General features: G+C 67.8%; 18 protein-coding genes. 10 read left to right on the top strand and 8 right to left on the bottom strand.

The annotated features are described in order from the left end of the window. The first annotated feature begins 13 nt into the window (after positions 1–13). The 3 genes from MOM01_RS10245 to MOM01_RS10235 all read left to right on the top strand — a co-directional run bounded on the left by MOM01_RS10245 (position 14) and on the right by MOM01_RS10235 (position 6,744). Positions 14–3,346 (top strand): UvrD-helicase domain-containing protein, encoded by a 3,333-nt coding sequence (locus tag MOM01_RS10245; protein ID WP_241385314.1) that lies wholly within the window; start codon positions 14–16, stop codon positions 3,344–3,346. Beyond that, on the top strand, positions 3,343–5,232 hold the full coding sequence (recD, locus tag MOM01_RS10240; protein ID WP_241385313.1) for an exodeoxyribonuclease V subunit alpha: 1,890 nt from the start codon (positions 3,343–3,345) through the stop codon (positions 5,230–5,232). The genes MOM01_RS10245 and recD overlap by 4 nt, the downstream gene beginning before the upstream one ends. 78 nt (positions 5,233–5,310) lie before the next feature. Further along, positions 5,311–6,744 carry a lipase maturation factor family protein gene (locus MOM01_RS10235; protein WP_241385312.1) on the top strand — a complete coding sequence of 478 codons (1,434 nt, stop codon included), beginning with the start codon at positions 5,311–5,313 and terminating at the stop codon, positions 6,742–6,744. A 19-nt stretch (positions 6,745–6,763) separates the two neighbouring features. Here the strand turns inward: MOM01_RS10235 and MOM01_RS10230 are convergent, their stop codons facing one another. The 3 genes from MOM01_RS10230 to MOM01_RS10220 all read right to left on the bottom strand — a co-directional run bounded on the left by MOM01_RS10230 (position 6,764) and on the right by MOM01_RS10220 (position 9,047). Further along, complete coding sequence (locus tag MOM01_RS10230) at positions 6,764–7,357, bottom strand: hypothetical protein (protein ID WP_241385311.1); 594 nt, start codon at positions 7,355–7,357, stop codon at positions 6,764–6,766. 51 nt (positions 7,358–7,408) lie between these two features. Then, positions 7,409–7,963 (bottom strand): sugar O-acetyltransferase, encoded by a 555-nt coding sequence (locus MOM01_RS10225; protein ID WP_241385310.1) that lies wholly within the window; start codon positions 7,961–7,963, stop codon positions 7,409–7,411. 205 nt (positions 7,964–8,168) lie between these two features. Next, complete coding sequence (locus MOM01_RS10220; RefSeq protein WP_241385309.1) at positions 8,169–9,047, bottom strand: LysR family transcriptional regulator; 879 nt, start codon at positions 9,045–9,047, stop codon at positions 8,169–8,171. A 105-nt stretch (positions 9,048–9,152) separates the two neighbouring features. Between MOM01_RS10220 and MOM01_RS10215 the strand changes: the two genes are divergently transcribed. Together MOM01_RS10215 and MOM01_RS10210 are read left to right on the top strand one after the other, a co-directional pair. Beyond that, positions 9,153–10,331, top strand: a complete 1,179-nt coding sequence (locus tag MOM01_RS10215; protein WP_241385308.1) for an MFS transporter — start codon at positions 9,153–9,155, stop codon at positions 10,329–10,331. 32 nt (positions 10,332–10,363) lie between these two features. Further along, positions 10,364–11,851: a flavin-containing monooxygenase gene (locus MOM01_RS10210; RefSeq protein ID WP_241385307.1), complete on the top strand. Its 1,488-nt coding sequence runs from the start codon at positions 10,364–10,366 to the stop codon at positions 11,849–11,851. 15 nt (positions 11,852–11,866) lie between these two features. Here the strand turns inward: MOM01_RS10210 and MOM01_RS10205 are convergent, their stop codons facing one another. The 3 genes from MOM01_RS10205 to MOM01_RS10195 all read right to left on the bottom strand — a co-directional run bounded on the left by MOM01_RS10205 (position 11,867) and on the right by MOM01_RS10195 (position 13,994). Beyond that, positions 11,867–12,535 carry a pentapeptide repeat-containing protein gene (locus MOM01_RS10205; protein ID WP_241385306.1) on the bottom strand — a complete coding sequence of 223 codons (669 nt, stop codon included), beginning with the start codon at positions 12,533–12,535 and terminating at the stop codon, positions 11,867–11,869. Positions 12,536–12,637: 102 nt separating this feature from the next. Then, positions 12,638–13,198, bottom strand: coding sequence for a CGNR zinc finger domain-containing protein (locus tag MOM01_RS10200; protein ID WP_241385305.1), 561 nt, complete (start codon positions 13,196–13,198; stop codon positions 12,638–12,640). Positions 13,199–13,475: 277 nt separating this feature from the next. After that, complete coding sequence (locus tag MOM01_RS10195) at positions 13,476–13,994, bottom strand: phosphatase domain-containing protein (protein WP_241385304.1); 519 nt, start codon at positions 13,992–13,994, stop codon at positions 13,476–13,478. A 91-nt stretch (positions 13,995–14,085) separates the two neighbouring features. Here MOM01_RS10195 and MOM01_RS10190 point away from each other — a divergent pair, with 91 nt between their 5' ends. Together MOM01_RS10190 and MOM01_RS10185 are read left to right on the top strand one after the other, a co-directional pair. Continuing rightward, a complete protein-coding gene (locus MOM01_RS10190; protein ID WP_241385303.1) occupies positions 14,086–14,559 on the top strand; it encodes a VOC family protein in 474 nt (157 codons plus the stop codon). A gap of 34 nt (positions 14,560–14,593) precedes the next feature. Next, positions 14,594–15,910 (top strand): MFS transporter, encoded by a 1,317-nt coding sequence (locus tag MOM01_RS10185; RefSeq protein WP_241385302.1) that lies wholly within the window; start codon positions 14,594–14,596, stop codon positions 15,908–15,910. A 24-nt stretch (positions 15,911–15,934) separates the two neighbouring features. Here the strand turns inward: MOM01_RS10185 and MOM01_RS10180 are convergent, their stop codons facing one another. Beyond that, complete coding sequence (locus tag MOM01_RS10180) at positions 15,935–17,461, bottom strand: acyl--CoA ligase family protein (RefSeq protein ID WP_241385301.1); 1,527 nt, start codon at positions 17,459–17,461, stop codon at positions 15,935–15,937. Between the two features lie 523 nt (positions 17,462–17,984). Here MOM01_RS10180 and MOM01_RS10175 point away from each other — a divergent pair. The 3 genes from MOM01_RS10175 (at position 17,985) to MOM01_RS10165 (ending at position 19,681) form a co-directional block, all read left to right on the top strand. After that, a complete protein-coding gene (locus MOM01_RS10175) occupies positions 17,985–18,404 on the top strand; it encodes a hypothetical protein (RefSeq protein ID WP_241385300.1) in 420 nt (139 codons plus the stop codon). 78 nt (positions 18,405–18,482) lie between these two features. Then, a complete protein-coding gene (locus MOM01_RS10170) occupies positions 18,483–19,091 on the top strand; it encodes a ClpP family protease (RefSeq protein ID WP_241385299.1) in 609 nt (202 codons plus the stop codon). Next, positions 19,088–19,681 carry an ATP-dependent Clp protease proteolytic subunit gene (locus MOM01_RS10165; RefSeq protein ID WP_241385298.1) on the top strand — a complete coding sequence of 198 codons (594 nt, stop codon included), beginning with the start codon at positions 19,088–19,090 and terminating at the stop codon, positions 19,679–19,681. Before MOM01_RS10170 ends, MOM01_RS10165 begins: the two co-directional genes overlap by 4 nt. A gap of 3 nt (positions 19,682–19,684) precedes the next feature. Here the strand turns inward: MOM01_RS10165 and MOM01_RS10160 are convergent, their stop codons facing one another. Beyond that, entirely contained in the window at positions 19,685–20,068 is a 384-nt protein-coding gene (locus MOM01_RS10160) for a helix-turn-helix domain-containing protein (RefSeq protein WP_241385297.1), read from the bottom strand. Positions 20,069–20,228: the final 160 nt, after the last annotated feature.

The following is a 20,228-nucleotide window of genomic DNA, read 5'->3' as shown; positions in this document are numbered from 1 at the left end:
AGAAGGACACAGCGTGCCCGACACCGCCACCACCGATCCGCGGGCCGTCACCGGTTCGCCTCCGGCAGGATTCGATCTGCTCGCACCGCTCCCGACCGGCACGACAGTGCTCGAGGCGAGCGCCGGGACGGGGAAGACGTACGCGATCGTCGGGCTCGCCACCCGATTCGTCGCCGAAGGGCATGCCCGCCTGTCGGATCTGCTGCTCGTCACCTTCAGCCGCGCTGCGACGCAGGAACTACGCGAACGTACCCGCAACCGGTTCGCCCAGGTCGCCACGGCCCTCGCCGATCCCGGCAGCGCACGCAGCAGCAGCGACGATCTGATCCGTCACCTCGCAAGCGACGACGTCGAAGCGCGCCGGACCCGGTTGCGGCAGGCCTTGTCGGACTTCGATTCCGGCACCATCTCCACCACCCACGGCTTCTGTCGTCGCATGCTCGACGAACTCGGCATCGCCGGGGAGCGTGAACCGGACGTGACCGTCGTGGAGAATGTCGACGATCTGCGGGCGGAAGTCGTCGACGATCTCTACTTGCGCCGGTACGGGAGGGGAGACGCGCCCATCACGTACGCCGAAGCGGCCGTGGCCGCCAAGGAAGCCGTCTTCGATCCGCAGGCCGACCTCGCTCCGAACGATGCAGCCGGCACCGCGGCCGGCGAACGGGTGGAGTTCGCGCGCGCGGTCCGCGAGGAGGTCGAACGACGCAAGCGGCGACTGGGCCTGCGCGACTTCGACGACCAGCTCTCCCTGCTGCACGCCGTGCTCGGCGATCCCGAGCACGGCGACGACGCATGCCGCCGGGTGCGCGCTCGTTTCTCCGTCGTACTGGTCGACGAGTTCCAGGACACCGATCCGAAGCAGTGGGAGATTCTGCGCCGGGCGTTCCACGGGCACACCACACTCGTGCTCGTCGGCGACCCGAAGCAGGCCATCTACGCGTTCCGCGGCGCAGAGGTGCTCAGTTACCTCGACGCGGTCTCCGAATCCGACACCTACTGCGAACTGACCACGAACTGGCGCAGCGACGGGAATCTGGTCCGGGCCCTCGAACATGTCCATCTCGGTGCCGCACTCGGCGATCCGCGGATCGTGGTGAACCCGGTGAACCCCGCCGCGGCGGAGTCCCGGCTGACGGGTGTCGCGCCGTTGCGCCTGCGTCACCTGCCCCGCGCCGGCGCGGGGCCGCTCAACGACTGGGGTTTCCCGCAGAATCTCGACGGTCTGCGTGCCCGCGTCGCCCGGGATGTCGCGGCGGACATCGTGCGCTTGCTCGACGACGAGAACGTCACCGTCGATCTCGGCGACGGTCCCGAACGCGTGCAGCCGGGGCACATCGCCGTCCTCGTCCGCAAGCACAAGCAGGTGGCCCTCGTCCACGACGCATTGACGAAGGCGAACGTGCCCTCTGTCGTCGCGGGCGGCACGAGCGTGTTCGCCACTCCGTCCGCGCAGGACTGGCTCCGGGTGCTCCACGCGCTGGAACAACCCCATCGGGCCGATCGGGTTCGGCTCGCGGCACTGACGCCTCTGCTCGGTCGCACGATCACCGACATCGATACGGACGGTGAAGCACTCGTCGTGGAGATCGGTGGGCTGCTGCGCGACCTGACCTCCGTGTACGCGCGCACCGGTTTCGCCGCGGTCTTCGAACGTCTCGCCTCCTACGGTTCGCTCGAGGCCCGGCTCCTCGACGAGCCGTCGGGGGAGCGCACGCTCACCGATCTCCGGCACGTCGCGCAGCTGCTCGAGGACGTCTCGTCGGCGCAGTCGCTGGGCCCGGCGGCCCTCACCCGCTGGCTCGAGGACCGTATCGCCGACCCCGATCGCGGTGGGGCCGAACGGATCCGCCGTCTCGACAGTGATGCTGCGGCAGTGCAGATCCTCACCGTCCACGGCAGCAAAGGGCTCGAATTCCCCGTCGTCCACGTTCCGTACGGATGGGATGCCGCGAAGAATCCGGAGCCGGACAAACTGCTGCTGCACGAGGACGGGCGGCGCATCCTCGACGTCGGTGGCAAGAACGGTCCGGGTTACGTGGCGCGCCGGCGGCAGCACGAACTCGAGGAGGCGGGGGAGGAACTGCGGCTGCTGTACGTGGCGGTGACCCGTGCGCAGTGCGCACTCACCCTGTGGTGGGCGCCGTCCACACCCACCTCCCGCTCGCCACTGCACCGGTTGCTGTTCGCCCGGGAACCCGGTTCGGCGGAGGTCGCGCCGGAAGGACGGATCTCCCACGACGAGGCGATGGCCGAGGAGTTCGCCAGGTGGGCCGCGCGAGCGGGCGGGGTCATCGCCGCCGAAGCCGTGGGAGCCCACCGGATCCCGGTAGTGCGGTGGACCCGCCCCCGCGGGGAGAACGGACCGCTCGCCGCCGCCCGATTCGACCGGGTCGTCGACGAGAACTGGCGCCGGACGTCGTATTCGGCCCTCACCGCCTCGGTGCACGACAGCCCCGGAGTGGGCAGCGAGGTGGAGGACACCACGACGGACGACGAACCGGACGAACCGCCGATGAGCAGCGTGGAGCCGGTGCGCGAGGGCATACCGTCACCGATGAACGGGCTCCCCGGCGGCACGGTGTTCGGGACCCTCGTGCACGCCGTGCTCGAAGTCGTCGACACCTCCGCCGCCGATCTCGGTGCCGAGTTGCTCGAGTGCTGCCGCGACGTGGTGGCCCGGCAGCTGTCTCCCATCGACCCGGAACAACTCGCAGCGGCCCTGCTCCCGGTGCTGCGCACCCCGCTCGGGCCTCTCGGCCGGACGCTCGCCGACTTCGCACCGGCCGACCGCCTGTCCGAACTCGACTTCGAATTGCCGCTGACCGGAGGCGACACGCCGGTGCCCGTGACCGTCACTCTCGACGCGGTCGGCGCGCTGCTGCGCCGGCACCTGCCGCCGGACGATCCGATGCTGCCTTACGCCGATCTCGTCCGCATCCTCGAACCCGTCCCCTTGCGCGGCTATCTCACCGGCAGTATCGACGCGGTACTGCGCACGGAGGGACCGGCATTCGTCGTCGTCGACTACAAGACCAACAGGCTCGCACCCGTCGACGAGCTGACCACGGCCCACTACACCCGTGAGGCGATGGCGGCGGAGATGCTCCGGGCCCACTATCCGATGCAGGCGCTGTTGTATTCGGTTGCGCTGCACCGCTACCTGCGCTGGCGGATGCCCGGATACGATCCGCACCGTCATCTCGGCGGTGTGCAGTACCTGTTCGTGCGCGGTATGGCCGGTCCGGACAGCCCGCCCGGTAGCGGAGTGTTCGATTGGAACCCTCCGGCCGATCTCGTGACGGACCTGTCCGATCTTCTCGCCGGAAAGGCCGTGATCTCGTGATCGATTCGACGACGGACGTCCGGATCGCCCAGCGCGGCAAGGGTGCTCTCCGCGAATTCAACGAGGTGGGCGCCCTGAGTGCCGCCGACGTGCATGTGGCGTTGCGACTCGCGACGCTCGGCGGAGAGGACGACCCCGACGTGCATCTGGCGACCGCGCTCGCCGTCCGTGCGGTGCGGTCGGGATCGGTGTGTCTCGATCTCACGCGGATTCGCGAGGTCACCGTAGAGGAGGACGAGGACGGGCATCCCGTCGTCGACCCGGCGGAACTGCCGTGGCCCCGCGACGAGGACGTGCTCGCCGCCTTGCGGCGCAGCCCGCTCGTGGTCGGTGGCGACCGCGGTCCGCTGCGTCCCCTGCGTCTCGTCGACACCGACGAAGGCCCGCTGCTGTATCTCGACCGCTACTTCCGGCAGGAACAGACGATCCGCAGGGTGCTCGCCGAGCGAACGGGTGGCTTCCCCGAACTCGACGAGCAGCAACTCGTCGCCGCTCTCGACCGGCTGTTCCGGGATCCGGACGACCCCGGCCGCCCCTCGTCGGCGCCCGACCGCCAGCGTGTCGCGGCGGCGCTCGCCGCCACACGCCCGACGACGGTGATCGCGGGCGGGCCGGGCACGGGCAAGACGCACACGGTCGCGCGGATTCTGGCGTTGCTGACGAGCCTGTACGGACACGACCTGCGCATCGGGCTCGCCGCTCCCACCGGGAAGGCCGCCGCGCGTCTGCAGGAGTCGGTGCGCGAACAGGAGACCACCCTGGGGCTGCCGGCGAACCTCGTCGCCATGACCTTGCACCGGATGCTCGGCTGGCAGCGCGGCCGCACGCGCTTCCGCTACCACTCGGGCAATCACCTGCCGTACGACGTGATCGTGGTCGACGAGACGTCGATGGTGTCGCTGACCATGATGTGCCGGCTGCTCGAGGCACTTCGGCCCGACACGCGACTGGTGCTCGTGGGCGATCCCGATCAGCTCGCCTCGGTCGACGCGGGCGCGGTGCTGGCGGATCTGGTGGGACGTCCCGTGAGTGGCACGGTCGATCCGCTCCTCGAGAGGGTGGTCGCGCGCGATCTCGCAGCCGCCGGCGATCCCGCGGAGGCCGCCTTCAGCGAGGGCGAACGTGCCCGGCTCGGTGGTGGCGTCGTCCGCCTCAGCCGGGGCCGGCGCTTCGGCGGTGCCATCGCGAATCTGGCAGTGGCCGTCAGGAAGGGCGACGGCGACGACGTGCTCGAGATCCTGCGCAGTGGTGATCCGCAGGTCTCGTTCGTGGGACCGCACGACCTCGGGGCGCTGCGCGAGGACGTCGTCCGATCCGCCGAAGAGGTGACCAAGGCCGCCGAGGCGGGCGACGTCGAGACGGCTCTCGAGCGGTTCGAAGCCCACCGCTTGCTGTGTGCGCACCGCGACGGTCCGGCCGGTGTGCAGTGGTGGGCGCGGCAGGCCGCCGAGTGGATCGGGGAGACGGCGGGCCGGCGACTCGACCCCGAGGGGTGGTATCCCGGTCAGCCCCTGCTGGTCACCGCGAACGATCACGACATGCAGATCTACAACGGTGACACCGGTGTGGTGGTACGGCGCGGCGACGAACTCGTCGCGGCCTTCGCCCGGGGCGAGACGCCCTTCGAGCTGCGGCCGAGTCAGTTGCCTGCGGTGAGCACGGTCTACGCGATGACGATCCACCGCAGTCAGGGCAGTCAGTACGGCACCGTCTCAGTGGTGCTTCCCGACGCAGGGTCTGCGTTGCTCACCCGGGAACTGCTGTACACGGCGATCACCCGGGCACGGTCGCACGTGCGCATCATCGGTACCGAGGACGCGGTGCGCTCCGGCGTAGCCCGCCAGGTGCTCCGGGCGAGCGGGTTGCGGCGGAACATCCGGTCCTGAACCGAACCACCGGATCTTCCCGCTCCGGACGTGTCATGCTCGACCCCGGAACGTGAAGCGCGACGGAATCGGCCGGGCATGGACTGGTGGGACGCGGACGGATACACGATCGGACGGCTGCTGGTCACCCGCGGCCTCGCCGCCCTGTATCTCGTGGCCTTCCTCGCCGCGCTGATGCAGTTCCGGGCGCTGATCGGGGAGCACGGGATCCTGCCCGCCCCGCAGTTCCTCGCGCGGACGTCGTTCCGCCGGTCGCCGAGCCTGTTCCACCTGCGGTGGTCCGACCGCCTGTTCGCGGCGGTCGCGATCGGTGGGGCGGTGCCGGCGGCCCTGACACTTCTCGGTGTCACCGAACGGCTGCCGCTGGTGGCGTGCATGGTCGTGTGGTTCGTGATGTGGTTGCTGTACCTGTCGATCGTCAATGTGGGGCAGGTCTGGTATTCGTTCGGCTGGGAGTCGCTGCTCCTCGAGGCGGGCGCGCTCGCGATCTTCCTCGGCAACGCCGAGACCGCGCCGCCGCTTCTCGTGCTGATCCTGCTGCGCTGGCTGCTGTTCCGGCTCGAATTCGGGGCCGGGCTGATCAAGATGCGGGGCGACAGGTGCTGGCGCGATCTGACGTGCCTGTACTACCACCACGAAACGCAACCGATGCCCGGCCCGCTCAGCCGCGCCTTCCATCTGCTGCCGCGACCACTGCACCGGGTGGAGGTCGCGGGGAACCATGTCACCCAGCTCGTCGTGCCGTTCGGGTTGTTCCTGCCGCAGCCGGTCGCGGGTGCCGCCGCACTGATCATGATCGTGACACAGCTGTGGCTCGTCGCCAGCGGGAACTTCGCGTGGCTCAACTGGATCACCATCGTCATCGCGCTGTCCGTGGTGCCCGACAGCTTCTACGCACCGCTGGGCGAGCCGGTCGCGGCCTACGGGCCGGTCCCGGTGGTGTTCACGGCCGCGGTGATCGCCGTGACCGCGGTGGTCGCCGTGCTCAGCTACTGGCCGGTGGCGAACATGCTGTCACGTCGGCAGGCGATGAACGCCTCCTTCAACAGATGGCATTTCGTGAACACCTACGGTGCGTTCGGCGCCGTCACCCGCACGCGGCGGGAAGTGATCGTCGAGGGGACGACCGATGCGGTCGAGACGTCGGCGACGGTGTGGCACGAGTACGAGTACGAGTTCAAGGGCAAACCGGGCGACGTGCGGCGTCGCCCTCCCCAGTACGCGCCGTACCACCTGCGCCTGGACTGGTTGATGTGGTTCGCGGCGATCTCCCGGGACTACGCCGCGGGGTGGTTCCCGCGGTTCGTGGGAAAGCTGCTGGAGAACGATCCGGACACGGTGAAACTCCTCCGGCACAATCCTTTTCCGGACGATCCGCCGCGGCTGGTGCGGGCCAGGTTGTTCCGCTACCGTTTCGCGAGCCGGACGGAACGGCGGGCGACGGGGCAGTGGTGGATGCGGGAGGAGATCGGAGATTTCATGCTGCCGATGTCGCGGCAGGATCTGCCCTGACGGCCGGTCCGGTCGTCGCTCACCACACCTCACCGTCGGTATCCGACACCGTGAAGCCGTGCTCGTCCGTTTTGCATGTGATGCCGGTCGCCTCGTCGATGACACAGGTGAACGGTTCGACGGTCAATGTGCGGCCGTAGGGCAGGGTCTTCGGGGCGCCACCGAGATCCATGAACGCGATGTCGCCGATGCTGACCCATTCTCCGGGGCCGTCGGCCTCGAGCATCAGTGCGTTGGCGGGCACGAGGGCCTGTGACGCGCCGTTGCCGGGCACCTGCGGAGCGTCCGGCGGCAGATCGCCCTGGCATCCCACGAGCGGAGTGGTATGGACCAGGATCGCGCACCCGAGCCCGCCGCTCACCGAGGCGAAGTAGTACACACCCTCGGCGTTGCCGGCGTACTCGTCGGGGTCGGCCGGTGATACGGCAGGGGTGGTCGTGGTCGTGGTGGTCGCCGGTGCCGAGGTCGACGTGGACGCGGACGACGGAGTGGGAGCGCCGGACGTCCCGGCCGCGGTCGCTTCGCCCTCGACGGTGTTCGAGCAGGCAGCCGTGAGAAGCGCCGCGCACGCGGTGAGGACGGTTACGGAGAGGGTTTCCCGGCGACTGATCATGCGGGGCAGCATAGCGAGGACCAAGATCGACGCAAGCGTGGCTCCGCCCGCTCAGATGCGGCGCGTCACCCGTGCCGGAACGCCCATCGCCAGGACGTTCGCAGGCAAGTCGCGGGTGACCACGGCGCCGGCCCCGACGACCGTGTTCTCACCGATCGTCACTCCCGGGCCGACGATCACCCCGCCGCCCAGCCAGACGTTGTCGCCGATGGTGATCGGTTCGGCCGACTCCCACTTGGCGCGGCGCAGTTCGGGATCGAGGGGATGGGTCGGAGTGAGGAGCTGGACGTTCGGGCCCATCTGCACGTCGGACCCGATCGTGATGGGCGCGACATCGAGCATGATCGCGCCGAAGTTGACGAATGTCCCCGCACCCACGGTGATCCGGTATCCGTAGTCCACCTGCAGCGGTGGGCGGACCTCGACGGCGTCGCCGACCGCCCCGAACAGTTCGTGCAGGATCGTTCGCCGGGCGCCGGGGTCGGCTGCGCTCGAGGCGTTGTACTTCTCGGTCAGCAGGGCTGCACGCAGCGCGTCGGCGGCGAGTTCGGGGTCGTCGGCGATGTACAGCTCGCCGGCCAGCATCCGTTCCTTCTGCTCGCCCACGGGGGTCCCTTCGGTCGTCGGTCACGCACTCGGCTCTCCACTGCCGGTGGGCACAAGGGCACCGTACCTGCTCGTGCACACGTGGTGCATCACCACTGTGCTCGGGACCGACCGGGATCCGGTTTCGGAATCCGTTGCCCGGCAGTAGAAGATCTCGACAGTGAGGCTCGACCCCGAACATCCGGCCGGGTCGTCGTGTGCGACGTCATGCGGTCGTCTCGGTGAGCAGGTCGAGGAAGAGCCCCGCGGCCTTGCTGTGGAATGCGTGGGTGCGTCCGACGAGTGCGAGGGTGCGCGAGGGGTTCCCCGGCCGCATGCGAATCTTCCGGAGGCCGCTGCGTTCTGCGATGGGTTCGGGCACGACCGCCACGCCGAGACCGTAACGCACCAGATCGAGCACGCGGTCCATGTCGCCGACCCGGAACGTGATGTGCCGGTGTACTCCCGCAGCCGCGAACAACGACTCGATCGTGGTCTGCAGACCGGTGCCCGCCTGGAAGTCGACGAACGAACAGGACTGCAGGGCGTGCATGTCGATTTCCGTCACGGCTGCGAGCGGATGGTCCGGGGCCACGACCACGGTCAGTTCCTCACGGTAGGTCCGGAGCGCAATCAGCCCCGCGGGGAGCGGGCGTGCATCGAGCGCGACGAACGCCAGGTCGAGTTCGGCTGTGGTCACGGCATCGAAGAGTTCGTCCGTGGTCGCCTCCTTCAGGGTCACTCCGATTCCCGGATATCTCCCGTGAAGGTGCGCGAGCAACGCAGGGAGGTCCACTGCGGTGAAGGTCTGCACCGTCCCCAGCGCCAATGTGCCCAGTTCTCCGGTTCGTACGCGCCCTACCGCGGCCACGGCGTCCTGTGCTTCGCCGAGCATCCTCTGTGCGTAGGGGTAGAGCACTGTGCCCGCGTCCGTCGGAATCACGGAGCGTGTGGTGCGTTCGAACAATGCTGTTCCCAGTTCGTTTTCCAAGGCGCGAACCGAGGCGCTGAGCGCCGACTGGGACAGGTGCACGGATTCGGCGGCACGGGTGAAGTGGCCGTGCTCGACGACCGCCATGAAGTGGCGGAGTTGACGAAGCTCCATTGATCGATTCTACTTCTCGACTCGATCGATTTATCCCATTGGACAGATCAGTTCGGGCATCCGACGATCGAATCCATGTCGCGCACGGATGTTTCGCCGCCTCGCATGGATCGCCGCCTCGTGGCGGTGATGGCCCTCGCCTCGGGGTTGGTGGTGGCCAACAGCTACTACGCGCAGCCGCTGGTCGGCGCCATCGCCGACACCTTCGACGCCTCCACTGCAGAGGTCGGTCTCGTCGTCACGGCCGGACAGGTCGGGTACGCACTCGGGCTGGCCTTCCTCGTCCCGGCCGGGGACATGGTCGAACGGCGGACTCTCCTGCGCTGGATGCTTCTCGTCACCGCCGCGGGGTTGCTGGTCATGGCGTGGGCGCCGGACTGGTGCATCCTGGCGGCGTGTGCGGTCCTGGTCGGCACGGGGTCGGTCGTGGGTCAGGTTCTGGTGCCTTTCGCGGCGAGTCTTGCCCGTGACGACGAACGCGGACGGGTCATCGGCAATGTGATGACCGGGCTGTTGCTGGGCATTCTGCTGTCCCGCGTAGTGGCAGGGCTGATCGCCGAGGTGGCGGGCTGGCGGGCGGTGTTCGTGTGCGCAGCGGCGTTGATGCTGATCACCGTGCTGTTGATCCGCACCCTGCCCGTGTCGGTCCCCACCACCGATGCGGGATACCGTGCCGTGCTGGCCTCGGTGATCCGCTTGGTGGCCACCGAATCGGTGCTGCGGCAACGAATTGCGTACGGCGCCCTGACCTATGCGTCGTTCGGGGTCTTCTGGACGAGTGTGGGCTTCCTCCTCGCCGGTCCGGGATACGGATGGTCCGACGCGCGTATCGGGATCTTCACCCTCTTCGGCGTCGCCGGTGCGTTGGCGGCGCGGGTGGCGGGTGCTCTCGCCGACCGGGGGTATGCACGTCGCCAGACCGGATTCTTCGTCGCCGTTACCGCAGCCAGTTTCGCCCTGCTCGCCGTAGGGGAGAGTCATGTTGTCGCGCTGGCGATCGGGGTCGCCCTGCTGGATCTGGGGATCCAGGGAACGCACATCAGCAACCAGAGTCTGATCTATCCGCTTCGGTCCGACGCTCGGAGCCGTCTCAACACCGCCTACATGACCTGCTATTTCCTTGCAGGATCGCTCGGGAGTGTGCTGTCCACTCTCGTGTACTTCGGTGGAGGCTGGACGGCGGTGTGTGCGCTGGGTGCCGTCTTTCCCGCGTGCGGTGTCGTGCTCTGGATCCGGGAGATGTGGCGGGCCCGAGCGGAGTCGGTGAACGAGAGCGAAGGGTGATTTCCGGGCGGATCACCTGTTAGCGTGTTGATATGACGACGGGTAACACGTATTTCCACTACGATGTGGTGATCGTCGGCGCCGGCATCTCCGGTCTCGGTGCCGCCGTCCAAGTGCTCCGGCACGGGATCGACAACTTCGTCGTCCTCGAGAAGGCCGACGCCGTCGCGGGAACATGGCGGGACAACACCTATCCCGGTTGTGCGTGCGATGTGCCGTCGGCGCTCTATTCCTATTCGTTCGCACCCAATCGGGAGTGGTCCCGCTTGTTCGCCGGGCAAGCGGAGATCCGGCGCTACATCGAAGAGGTGGCCGAGACGAACGGAGTGCTCCCGCACATCCGGTTCGGCACCGAGATGCAGCGCGCGCGGTGGGACGAACAGGCACACCGGTGGATCCTGGAGACATCCACCGGTGTGGTCACGGCGGGTTTCATCGTCGCGGCCGCGGGTCCCTGGAACGAACCGCTCGTCCCCGACATCCCCGGGCTCGACACCTTCCCCGGCGAAGTGTTCCATTCCTCGCGATGGAACCACCGTTACGACCTGACCGGAAAGCGTGTCGCGGTGGTCGGAACAGGCGCGTCCGCCGTGCAGTTCGTTCCCGAGATCCAACCGGACGTCGCTGAGCTGCATCTGTACCAGCGCACCGCCCAGTGGGTGCTGCCCAAACCCGACTACCCGCTCCGGCGTCTCGAACGCGCCGTCCTGCATCGCGTGCCGTGGGCGCACGAAGCGTTACGGCGATCCGAGTACGCGATCATGGAAACACTGGGGCTGGGCTTCCGGAAACCGGCGTTCATGAAGGTTCTTCAGCAGGTCGGCCGGGCGTGGTTGCGTCTGCAGGTGCCCGACCGGCGACTCCGCGACATCCTCACCCCGACGTACATCCTGGGGTGTAAGCGCCTGCTGTTCTCCAACACCTATTACCGGTCGCTGACCCGGTCGAACGTCGAGGTGCATCCGGCCGCGGTGGCGTCCGTGCGGGGGAATGTGGTGACCGGCGCCGACGGTGTCGAACGTGAGGTGGATGCCATCGTCTTCGGTACCGGCTTCCACATCCTGGACATGCCGATTGCCGAGCGGATCTTCGACGCACAGGGGCGCAGCCTCGGCGAGCACTGGAACGGCAGCCCCCAGGCGTATCTCGGAACCGCGGTTGCCGGATTCCCGAATGCCTTCGTTCTGCTCGGCCCCTCGCTCGGTACCGGGCACACTTCCGCCTTCACGATCCTGGAAGCGCAACTGGGATACGTGATGCAGGCGTTGGCCCGCGCCCGGCAGCAGGGATGGACACGGATGGAACCGCTTCGTGCCGTGCAGGATTCGTTCAACGAGCGGGTCCAGGAAGCGCTGGGTGGAACGGTGTACAACTCCGGTGGTTGCCGCAGCTACTTTTTCGATGTCAACGGCCGCAACAGTTTCAACTGGCCGTGGTCCACGGATCGGATGCTGCGCGAGTTGTCGAGTTTCGAGGAGACGGCCTTCGACGTCTCACAACTCCCGCCCACGCGAGTGTGACCGGCGGTGTGGTCCTCATGAGGGATCCTCGATGCGGAGGCCGAGATGGGCGGCGAACTGTCCTGCCAGAGTGACGACCTGGTGAGCGCTGATCGTCGCGCCCTTCAATCCGCCCATGTTGCGGATCGAGTCGATCCGTAGACCGCGGAGGTCGACGTGGTCGAGCTTCGCGCGGTGGACATCGAGAACGCCGACGGAGCAGTTCTCGAAGGCGACGCGCGTGAAAGTGCCGTCTCCCAGATCCAATTCGTCGAGGATGCAATCACGGAAGATCACGTCACGGACGGTGGCGGCGCGAAGATTGACCAGTCCCAGTTTCGACTCGGCGACAGTGACACTGCGCAGGTCCGCATCGAAGAGATCCAGGGCGCCGATCCGGCTGTCGCGGATGCCCACACGGTGAAGGCTGCTGCGGGGCGCGAAGAAGTTCGGTGCTTGCATGCGGTCGAGCCGGGTGTCGCGAAATCGGGCACTCGTGAGGTCGCTGTCGGCGACAACAGGTGCGGTGAAAGCGCATTCGGCGACAACGATCCCTGTCAGATCCTGTCCGGACAGGTCGGTGTTCGTGTAGGAGGTGTTCTCGAACGTTCCGTGCGCGTGCAGCTCGCCGTCGTCGGAGTCGGTGAGCCCACCGAGTTTCGGGGCCTCTACCTTCGGCGGGTGGGTGGTGGAGCGAGCAGCCATGGGTGTCGAGCCTCCGGGTCGGTGGGATATCGCCCGTCCAGCTTCCCAACCCGCCCGGCTCGGGGGGACGCGGGGAGGGCGAATCGAGTGTGCGGTGATGTGCTACTCGCGCTGTGCGGGTAGGCGATGCCGAGCCGCTCTCTCCCGGTGCCGGCGGACCGCGGCGCGATTCGCGCACCGCACGGAGCAGTATTGCTGCCGGCCGTTGCGGGTGACATCGACAACCACGGCCGAACACGGATTGCTCGGCATGTCCATCGCGGCACACCGGTGCAGGCGGTGCATTCCGCGCGTGGTGAGGTGCAGTGCTGTGCCGACGCTGATCACCGCACGCATGACGTCGGGGAGCGGCTGGACCTCGTCGCGATAGTGCAGGTGCCATCCCTCACCGTCGTGGTCGGTCAGCCGGGGATACGCCGCGGCGGTGGCCATCTGCGCATTGAGCAGGCGAGCGCGTTGCCGAGGATCGGAGGCGTCGACGATCGCCAGCCAGTCGTCGATGACCTCACGGGTGCGCAGGTGGTCGTCGGGCGCGGACGGAAAGTCCATGGTCATCCCCACTTCGCGGGTGCGCGACACGATGCCGGAGCGATCGGCGGGCCAGTCTCCGGCGAGCGATGCCGCGAGGAGGACCGCATATTCTCCGTAAGGGTTGAGATGCATAAGGGCATTACATCATCGTGGTGGGTATGACCACCACCGAAGCGCAGGACCCTCGAGCCCGCCCCGTTCGGGTATCCCCCCACGAACATGCGTGGAGCGTGGAGTCGAGCCATGCCACCTCGATCGGACAGGTGCTGTACGTGCGCTGCGTCGGATGCGGGACACGACGTGTCGATCTCGGGGTGGCCCCGTTCGTTCCACCGAGCTCGCTGAGTACGGAGCTGCCTTCCGAACGGGCGAGCCGTGTGCAGCGCCCGGCCGGAAACGCGGTTCCCGTTCAGAAATCACCCTCGGCGACCTGGAAACACACCAATCCCATCCGCCGCCACATGCGCACCACCTGATCGCGGTCGTCGAGCACGGCGAGGATGCGGTAGCGGTGCCGGATATGACGGTCGAACAGCTCGGTCTTGACGATCGAGTCCTTCCGGTTGTCACCCTCCGGACGCATGTAGAGCTCGTCGTACGGCACCTCGTGTCTCGCGAGCCACTCCTCGGTTTCCGGTCGGCAGACGCTGTCACGCCCGGACAGCAGCACGATCGCGGCGTCGTCGGGTGCCGCGGCGAACGCCTTCACCGCAGCCAGGACGGCCGGGGAGACGGCGTCTTCACCCACCCGCTGCCAGTGGTACGGGCTCCGGTCGCTCATGTGCGCGAGGGTGCCGTCGATATCGACGAGCCATGCCGCGGGCAGGCCCGGATCCTCGACGTACCGCGCCGGCGGTGCGGGGGCGGTACTCGGTGGCCGGTGCCGGCCTCGCGATCGGTTCCCGCGGTGGTGCGTCTTCTTCGTCACGAAGGCTCGTATACCCGGTGTGCGATGACTCCGTGCGTGGGCCCGGGTCAGTCATGGTGACCCCGGAATACGACATGTGAGGAGTCCGGCGATGCCCGAGATCACGCCCTGCCTGTGGTACGACATGAATGCCCAGGAAGCAGTGGAGTTCTACACGAAGGTCTTCCCGAATTCGAAGGTCCTCGACACCTCCTACTATCCCGAGAACGCTCCCGTGCCTGCAGGAACTGTCCTGACCGTCGAGTTCGAACTCGACGGCCGCCGTTTCATCGCCCTCAACGGCGGCCCGCAGTTCCCCTTCACCGAGGCGGTGTCGTTGCAGATCGACTGCGGCGATCAGGACGAGGTGGACTACTACTGGGACGCACTTCTCGCCGACGGTGGGGAAGAGTCGCAGTGCGGCTGGATGAAGGACCGGTACGGGCTGTCCTGGCAGGTCGTGCCGCGCAGGCTCATCGAACTGCTCGAAGGACCCGATCGCGAGGCCGCGAGTCGTGCGAGCGACGCGCTTATGACCATGCAGAAGATCGACACGGCTGCGCTCGAGGCGGCTGCACGCGGCTGATCGGCGCCCGACCGCTGCGGGTACGTTTCGGTGCATGACCACTCGTACCCAGCGGCTCGACGAGCTGCCGTTCACCGGCAGACACCGCCGCCTGCTGACCGGCTCCGGCGTGGGCTGGGCACTCGACGCCATGGACGTCGGGTTGATCTCGTTCGTCATGGCGGCGCTGGCCGTGCAGTGGGATCTGTCGTCGACGCAGCTGTCCTGGATCGGGTCGATCGGCTTCGTCGGCATGGCGATCGGTGCCTCGCTCGGTGGTCTGCTCGCCGACCGCATCGGACGCCGCCAGGTGTTCGCCGCGACCCTGCTGGTCTACGGGCTCGCCACGGGTGCGGCCGCACTGTCGACCTCGGTGGCGATGCTGATCGTCCTGCGGTTCGTCGTCGGCCTCGGTCTCGGTGCGGAACTTCCGGTGGCCTCGACCTTGGTCAGCGAGTTCGCGCCGCGCAAGGTGCGCGGCCGCGTGGTCGTGGCACTCGAAGCCTTCTGGGCCGTCGGCTGGCTGCTCGCGGCATTGATCGGCTACTTCGTCGTACCGTCGGGTGACGACGGATGGCGGTGGGCGCTGGCCGTCGGCCTCGTCCCGGCGGCCTACGCGCTCGTCGTGCGGTTCGGTCTGCCCGAATCGGTGCGCTTTCTCGAAAGCCGGGGCCGGTACGCCGAAGCCGAATCGATCGTGCGCGACTACGAACGATCGGCCGGAGTCGCCTACGTCCCGGATGGCGACGACGACACCGTGGCCGCGGCCGAGCCCACACCGCCGGGCTCGGTGTGGGCGCCGCACCTGCGCAAGCGCACCGCCGCACTGTGGATCGTGTGGTTCGGCATCAACTTCTCGTACTACGGTGCGTTCATCTGGTTGCCGAGCCTGCTCGTCGCCCAAGGCTTCGACCTGGTGACCTCGTTCGGATACACCCTGGTCATCACACTCGCCCAGCTACCCGGCTACGGCGTCGCCGCCTGGCTGATCGAGGTGTGGGGACGCCGCCTCACCCTGGGGGTCTTCCTGGCGGGTTCGGCGGTGTCGGCGGGATTGTTCGGTCTCGCCGAGTCCCCGGGAACGATCGTCGCGGCGGGCATGGCGCTGTCGTTCTTCAATCTCGGAGCATGGGGCGCGCTGTACGCGATCGGCCCCGAGCTGTATCCCACGCCGGTCCGTGGCACCGGCACCGGCTCGGCGGCCGCCTTCGGCCGGCTCGCGTCCATCATCGCGCCCCTGCTGGTACCGATCCTCCTCGACGGGGGCGGCAACGGCCTCGTCTTCGGGGCGTTCGCAGCGGCGTTCGTGGTCGCCGCGCTCGCGGCGTTCACCCTGCCCGAGCGGGCCGGGACGGTCCTCGACGAGAAGTGAGGCCGGAACCGTCCCGGCGGACGCTCAGAGCCGCTCGCGCAGTTCGACCTTGCGGATCTTGCCGGAAGCCGTCTTCGGCAGCGCACCGAAGACGATGCTGTCGGGAACCTTGAAACCGGCCAGCTGCGAACGCACGTGCGCCCGCAACTCCGCCTCGTCGGCACTCGCACCGCTGCGCAGTGCCACATACGCGACGGGACGTTCGCCCCACTTCTCGCTCGGCGCCGCGACGACGGCGGCCTCGAGCACGGCCGGATGGCTGATCAACGCCGACTCGACCTCGACCGACGAGATGTTCTCGCCACCGGAGATGATGACATCCTTCGCACGGTCGCGGATCTCGATGTAGCCGTCCGGGTGCATGACACCGATGTCGCCGGTACGGAACCAGCCGTCCGGCACCGCGCGCGAGGTCGCGTCCGGATTGTTGTAGTAACCGAGCATCACGTTGTTCCCGCGAAGTGCGATCTCGCCGGTCGTCTCACCGTCGGCCGGAACATCGGATCCCATGGCGTCGACGATGCGCAGCTCACCGGCCACGACGTTGCCCACCCCCTGCCGGGATCGCAGGCGTGCCTTCTCGTCGTCGGGGAGGGCGTCCCACTCGGAACGCCACTCGCAGATCGCCGCCGGGCCGTACGTCTCGGTGAGGCCGTACAGGTGCGTGATGTCGAGGCCCAGGGCGGTGCATCGCTCGATGAGGGCAGGCGCCGGCGGTGCGCCACCGATGGCGGCGACGACGCGATGGTCGATACCGCCGGCGTTCGGTGCATCGACCAGGGACGCGAGCACGGTCGGCGCTCCGCACAGGTGCGTGACGTTCTCCGTGCGCACCAGATCCCAGATCCGTTCGGGGTCGACCTTGGGCAGGCACACGTGGGTGCCGCCGGCCGCAGTGACCGCCCAGGTGAACGTCCAGCCGTTGCAATGGAACATCGGCAGCGTCCACAGATAGGTGGAACTGCTCGTCAGCCCGAAGTGCGCGACCATCGCCAGTGCCTGCAGATAGGCGCCGCGTGCGTGGTACATCACGCCCTTGGGATCACCCGTGGTGCCGGAGGTGTAGTTCAGGGCGATCATCGAGCGCTCGTCGGTGAGCGGCACGTATCGATGGCGGGCAGCGGCGAGCTTGTCCTCGTAGTCGTCTCCGACGACGGTGATCGACGGCAGGTCGGCCGTCGCTTCGCGTGCGAGGTCGGCCAGCGACTCCTCGACGAGCAGGATGCGGCTGCCCGAGTGCTCGAGGATGAACCGGAGCTCCGGGGCGGTCAGGCGAGTGTTGAGAGAGACCAGGACTGCGCCCGCGTAGAGCACACCGTAGTGCGCTTCGAGCATCAGCGACGTGTTCGGCGAGAGCACTGCGACGCGATCGCCGGGCTCGATGCCGAGCTCGTGCAGCATGCCGGACTGTCGCAGGCACCGGTCCCGTAGCTCGGCATAGGTGCGGCGCACATCTCCGTCCACCACCGCGAGGTCGTCACGGAAGACCCGGGCAGAACGATCGAGAAAAGCTGTGGGGGTGAGTGTTTCGTAACTGAATTGCTCGGTCACGTTGTCGGTGCTCCTTCGGAATTCGTCGCGCGCGCACTCCGCATCGCGAACGATGCAGCGCACACCTCCCCGTGTGCTGTGAGGGCAACGACCATTCTCCCAAGAGTTCTTGCCGATCTTGAACAGGGTCCGCTCCGTCCGGCGATTCGGTGCGGGGGACCGCCGGCGCGTTGACCGAAGACGGAATCCGGCGTTGACTGATGGATATCGTGCCCCTCCACGAGAGAAGGCGAGCGGTATGAGTGCTCCGCAGAACGAAGCCCGCCGAACCTCTCGGCCGACGAGACGCTCGACTGCGACGCGGACGAAGGCGCGGGCCCCGGCGGAACCGACGCGCTCGCGCGGTCGGCGATCTGCGGACACGGGCGCAGCGACACGACGGACCCGGACGCGATCGAGCGCGTCGCGGGATCACCGATCGAGCACCCGGACCGCAACCCGGAGATCTCCCCGGGCCGACGCGCCGCCGCGTTCGCGGGTGAAAGCCACTCCGTCGAAGGACACACATCGCTCCCGGCGTCCCGTGCACGACACTCGGACCCACAAGGCCGACCCGTCCGCACCCTCGCCCACGGCATTGCTCGGCGCCGCCGCCGAGAAACTGCTGAAAACCTGCGTGGACAGGGGTGTGGACGCTCTCGGTGGTCTCGGTGACAGGCTGAGCCGGCGGATTCGAGGATGGGTGGATTCGCTCCTCGAAGACGCCACCCGGGGCAGTGCCGGCCGGCGAGCGGTACTCTCCGGCATCCGGGCAGCACTGAAGGGCCGTAATCCCGTCCTCGCCGCACTCGGAGGACTGATCTCCGGACTGAGCACCAAGGTCAAGATCGGTCTCGCCGTCCTGATCGCGCTGACGCTTCTTCTCGGACCGGTGCTGCTCGTGGTCCTGCTGCTGGCGCTCCTGGTGGCCGCGGTGATCGGCGCGATCCGATCCGGCGACTGACCCGGCGTGAGGTTCGGTTCCGTCTGCCGTGAGCAGACGGAGCGCCCGTTCGTGCCCGTTCTCGATCACGCTCGACGCATGACGACCACCGAATCGCTTTCGTACCGGGACCAATTGGCCGACAGACTCTTCCGTCAACGCATCCTGCGACTGACCGGGGAGGTGGACGACGAGATGGCCGAGCGTGTGTGCTCGGAACTCGTTCTGCTCGCCTCCGCCGACGACCGGCGCGACATCGTCCTGCACATCAACTCGCCCGGCGGATCCGTACTCGCGGGTCTCGCGATCTACGACACCATGCAACTCGTCCCCAACGACATCGTCACCGTCGCAGTCGGATTCGCTGCCAGTATGGGGCAGGTCCTGCTCGCGGCCGGAACCAAGGGTAAACGCGCGAGCCTCGAGCACAGCCGGATCATGATGCACCAACCGTCGGCCGGATTCGCCGGGACGGCCGTCGACATCGCCATCCAGGCCGAGAATCTCGAGTACATGAAATTGCAGTCGCAGCAGATTCTCGCGGCCGCCACCGGACGATCGCTCGACGATATCGAACGCGACAGTGACCGCGACCGCTGGTTCACCCCCGGCCAGGCACGCGAATACGGCATCGTCGACGCCGTCGTCGGGTCACTTGCCGAACTGGCGCCGTTCGCCTCGGGACGACAGATGGGACTGGGACGATGAGCACCTACACGATTCCCAACGTCATCGAACGCACACCGGCGGGGGAGCGGTCGTTCGACGTCTTCAGCCGCCTGCTGAACGAACGCATCATCTTCCTCGGAACCGAGATCGACGACGGGGTCGCCAACGTCGTCATGGCCCAGATGCTGCACCTCGAGGCCGAATCTCCCGATCAGGAGGTCGGTCTCTACATCAACTCACCCGGTGGATCGTCCACCGCGATGCTCGCGATCTACGACACCATGCAGTTCCTCCGGGCGAAGGTTGCGACCTACTGCATGGGGCAGGCCGCCTCGGCGGCCGCGGTCCTGCTCGCGGCCGGGGCGCCGGGGCGCCGGCACGTGCTCGCGCATTCGCGAGTGCTGCTGCACCAGCCGTCGGCGCAGGGGCAGGGCACCATTTCCGATCTGGCACTGCAGGCGGCGGAGGTGATGAGGGTGCGGGCCCAGACCGAGGAGATCCTGGCCGCGCACACCGGACGCGACATCGGGCAACTGCGCCGCGACACCGACCGGGACAGGATCTTCTCGCCGGCCGAGGCGGTGTCCTACGGCCTCGCCGACCATGTCATCGTCGACCGGGACGGATGAGAGTCACGCCGCGCGCAACTCGACGCCGGGACTTCCGATGGTCCGCACGGTGCGGTGCGCGGTCATCCGGCGGATCCCTCGGGCCAGCAGGTGCTCCATCGGAAGTTCCAGTGCCTCGCACACGGAGCGCAGGATCTCGGAGGACGGCTCCTTGCGTCCACGTTCGATCTCCGACAGATACTGCTTCGACATCCCGACGGTACGGGCGACGTCCTCGAGGCTGCGGTCCTGATCGCGACGTTCGTCCCGCAGGACCTCCCCGTAGATCTGGCGTAGCAACCTGGGTGGGGTCTCCTCGGCCTTACCCAGGGAGGCTCGCGGCCTCCGCGCGCCTGCGGCGGCGGCGATATCGATCACGCGGCCCTGCTTCGGCTCCATGCCGGCCATTGTGCCGGTGCTCCGAGGCTTGCGCGTCGGATTCAGCCCAGGACGAACACTGCCCGGTGCATATGTAACGGGCCTGTAACCGCAGTTAACCGAGCGCATGACCTGACGCCGATAACGTCGCCGCAGTCACGACGTATACGGGCGTGGATACAGGACAGGA

This window comes from Rhodococcus sp. CH91, assembly GCF_022554085.1.
Taxonomy (GTDB): domain Bacteria; phylum Actinomycetota; class Actinomycetes; order Mycobacteriales; family Mycobacteriaceae; genus Rhodococcus.
The sequence above is the reverse complement of the archived record's forward strand: the minus strand, read 5'-3'. Positions and strand labels throughout refer to the sequence as shown.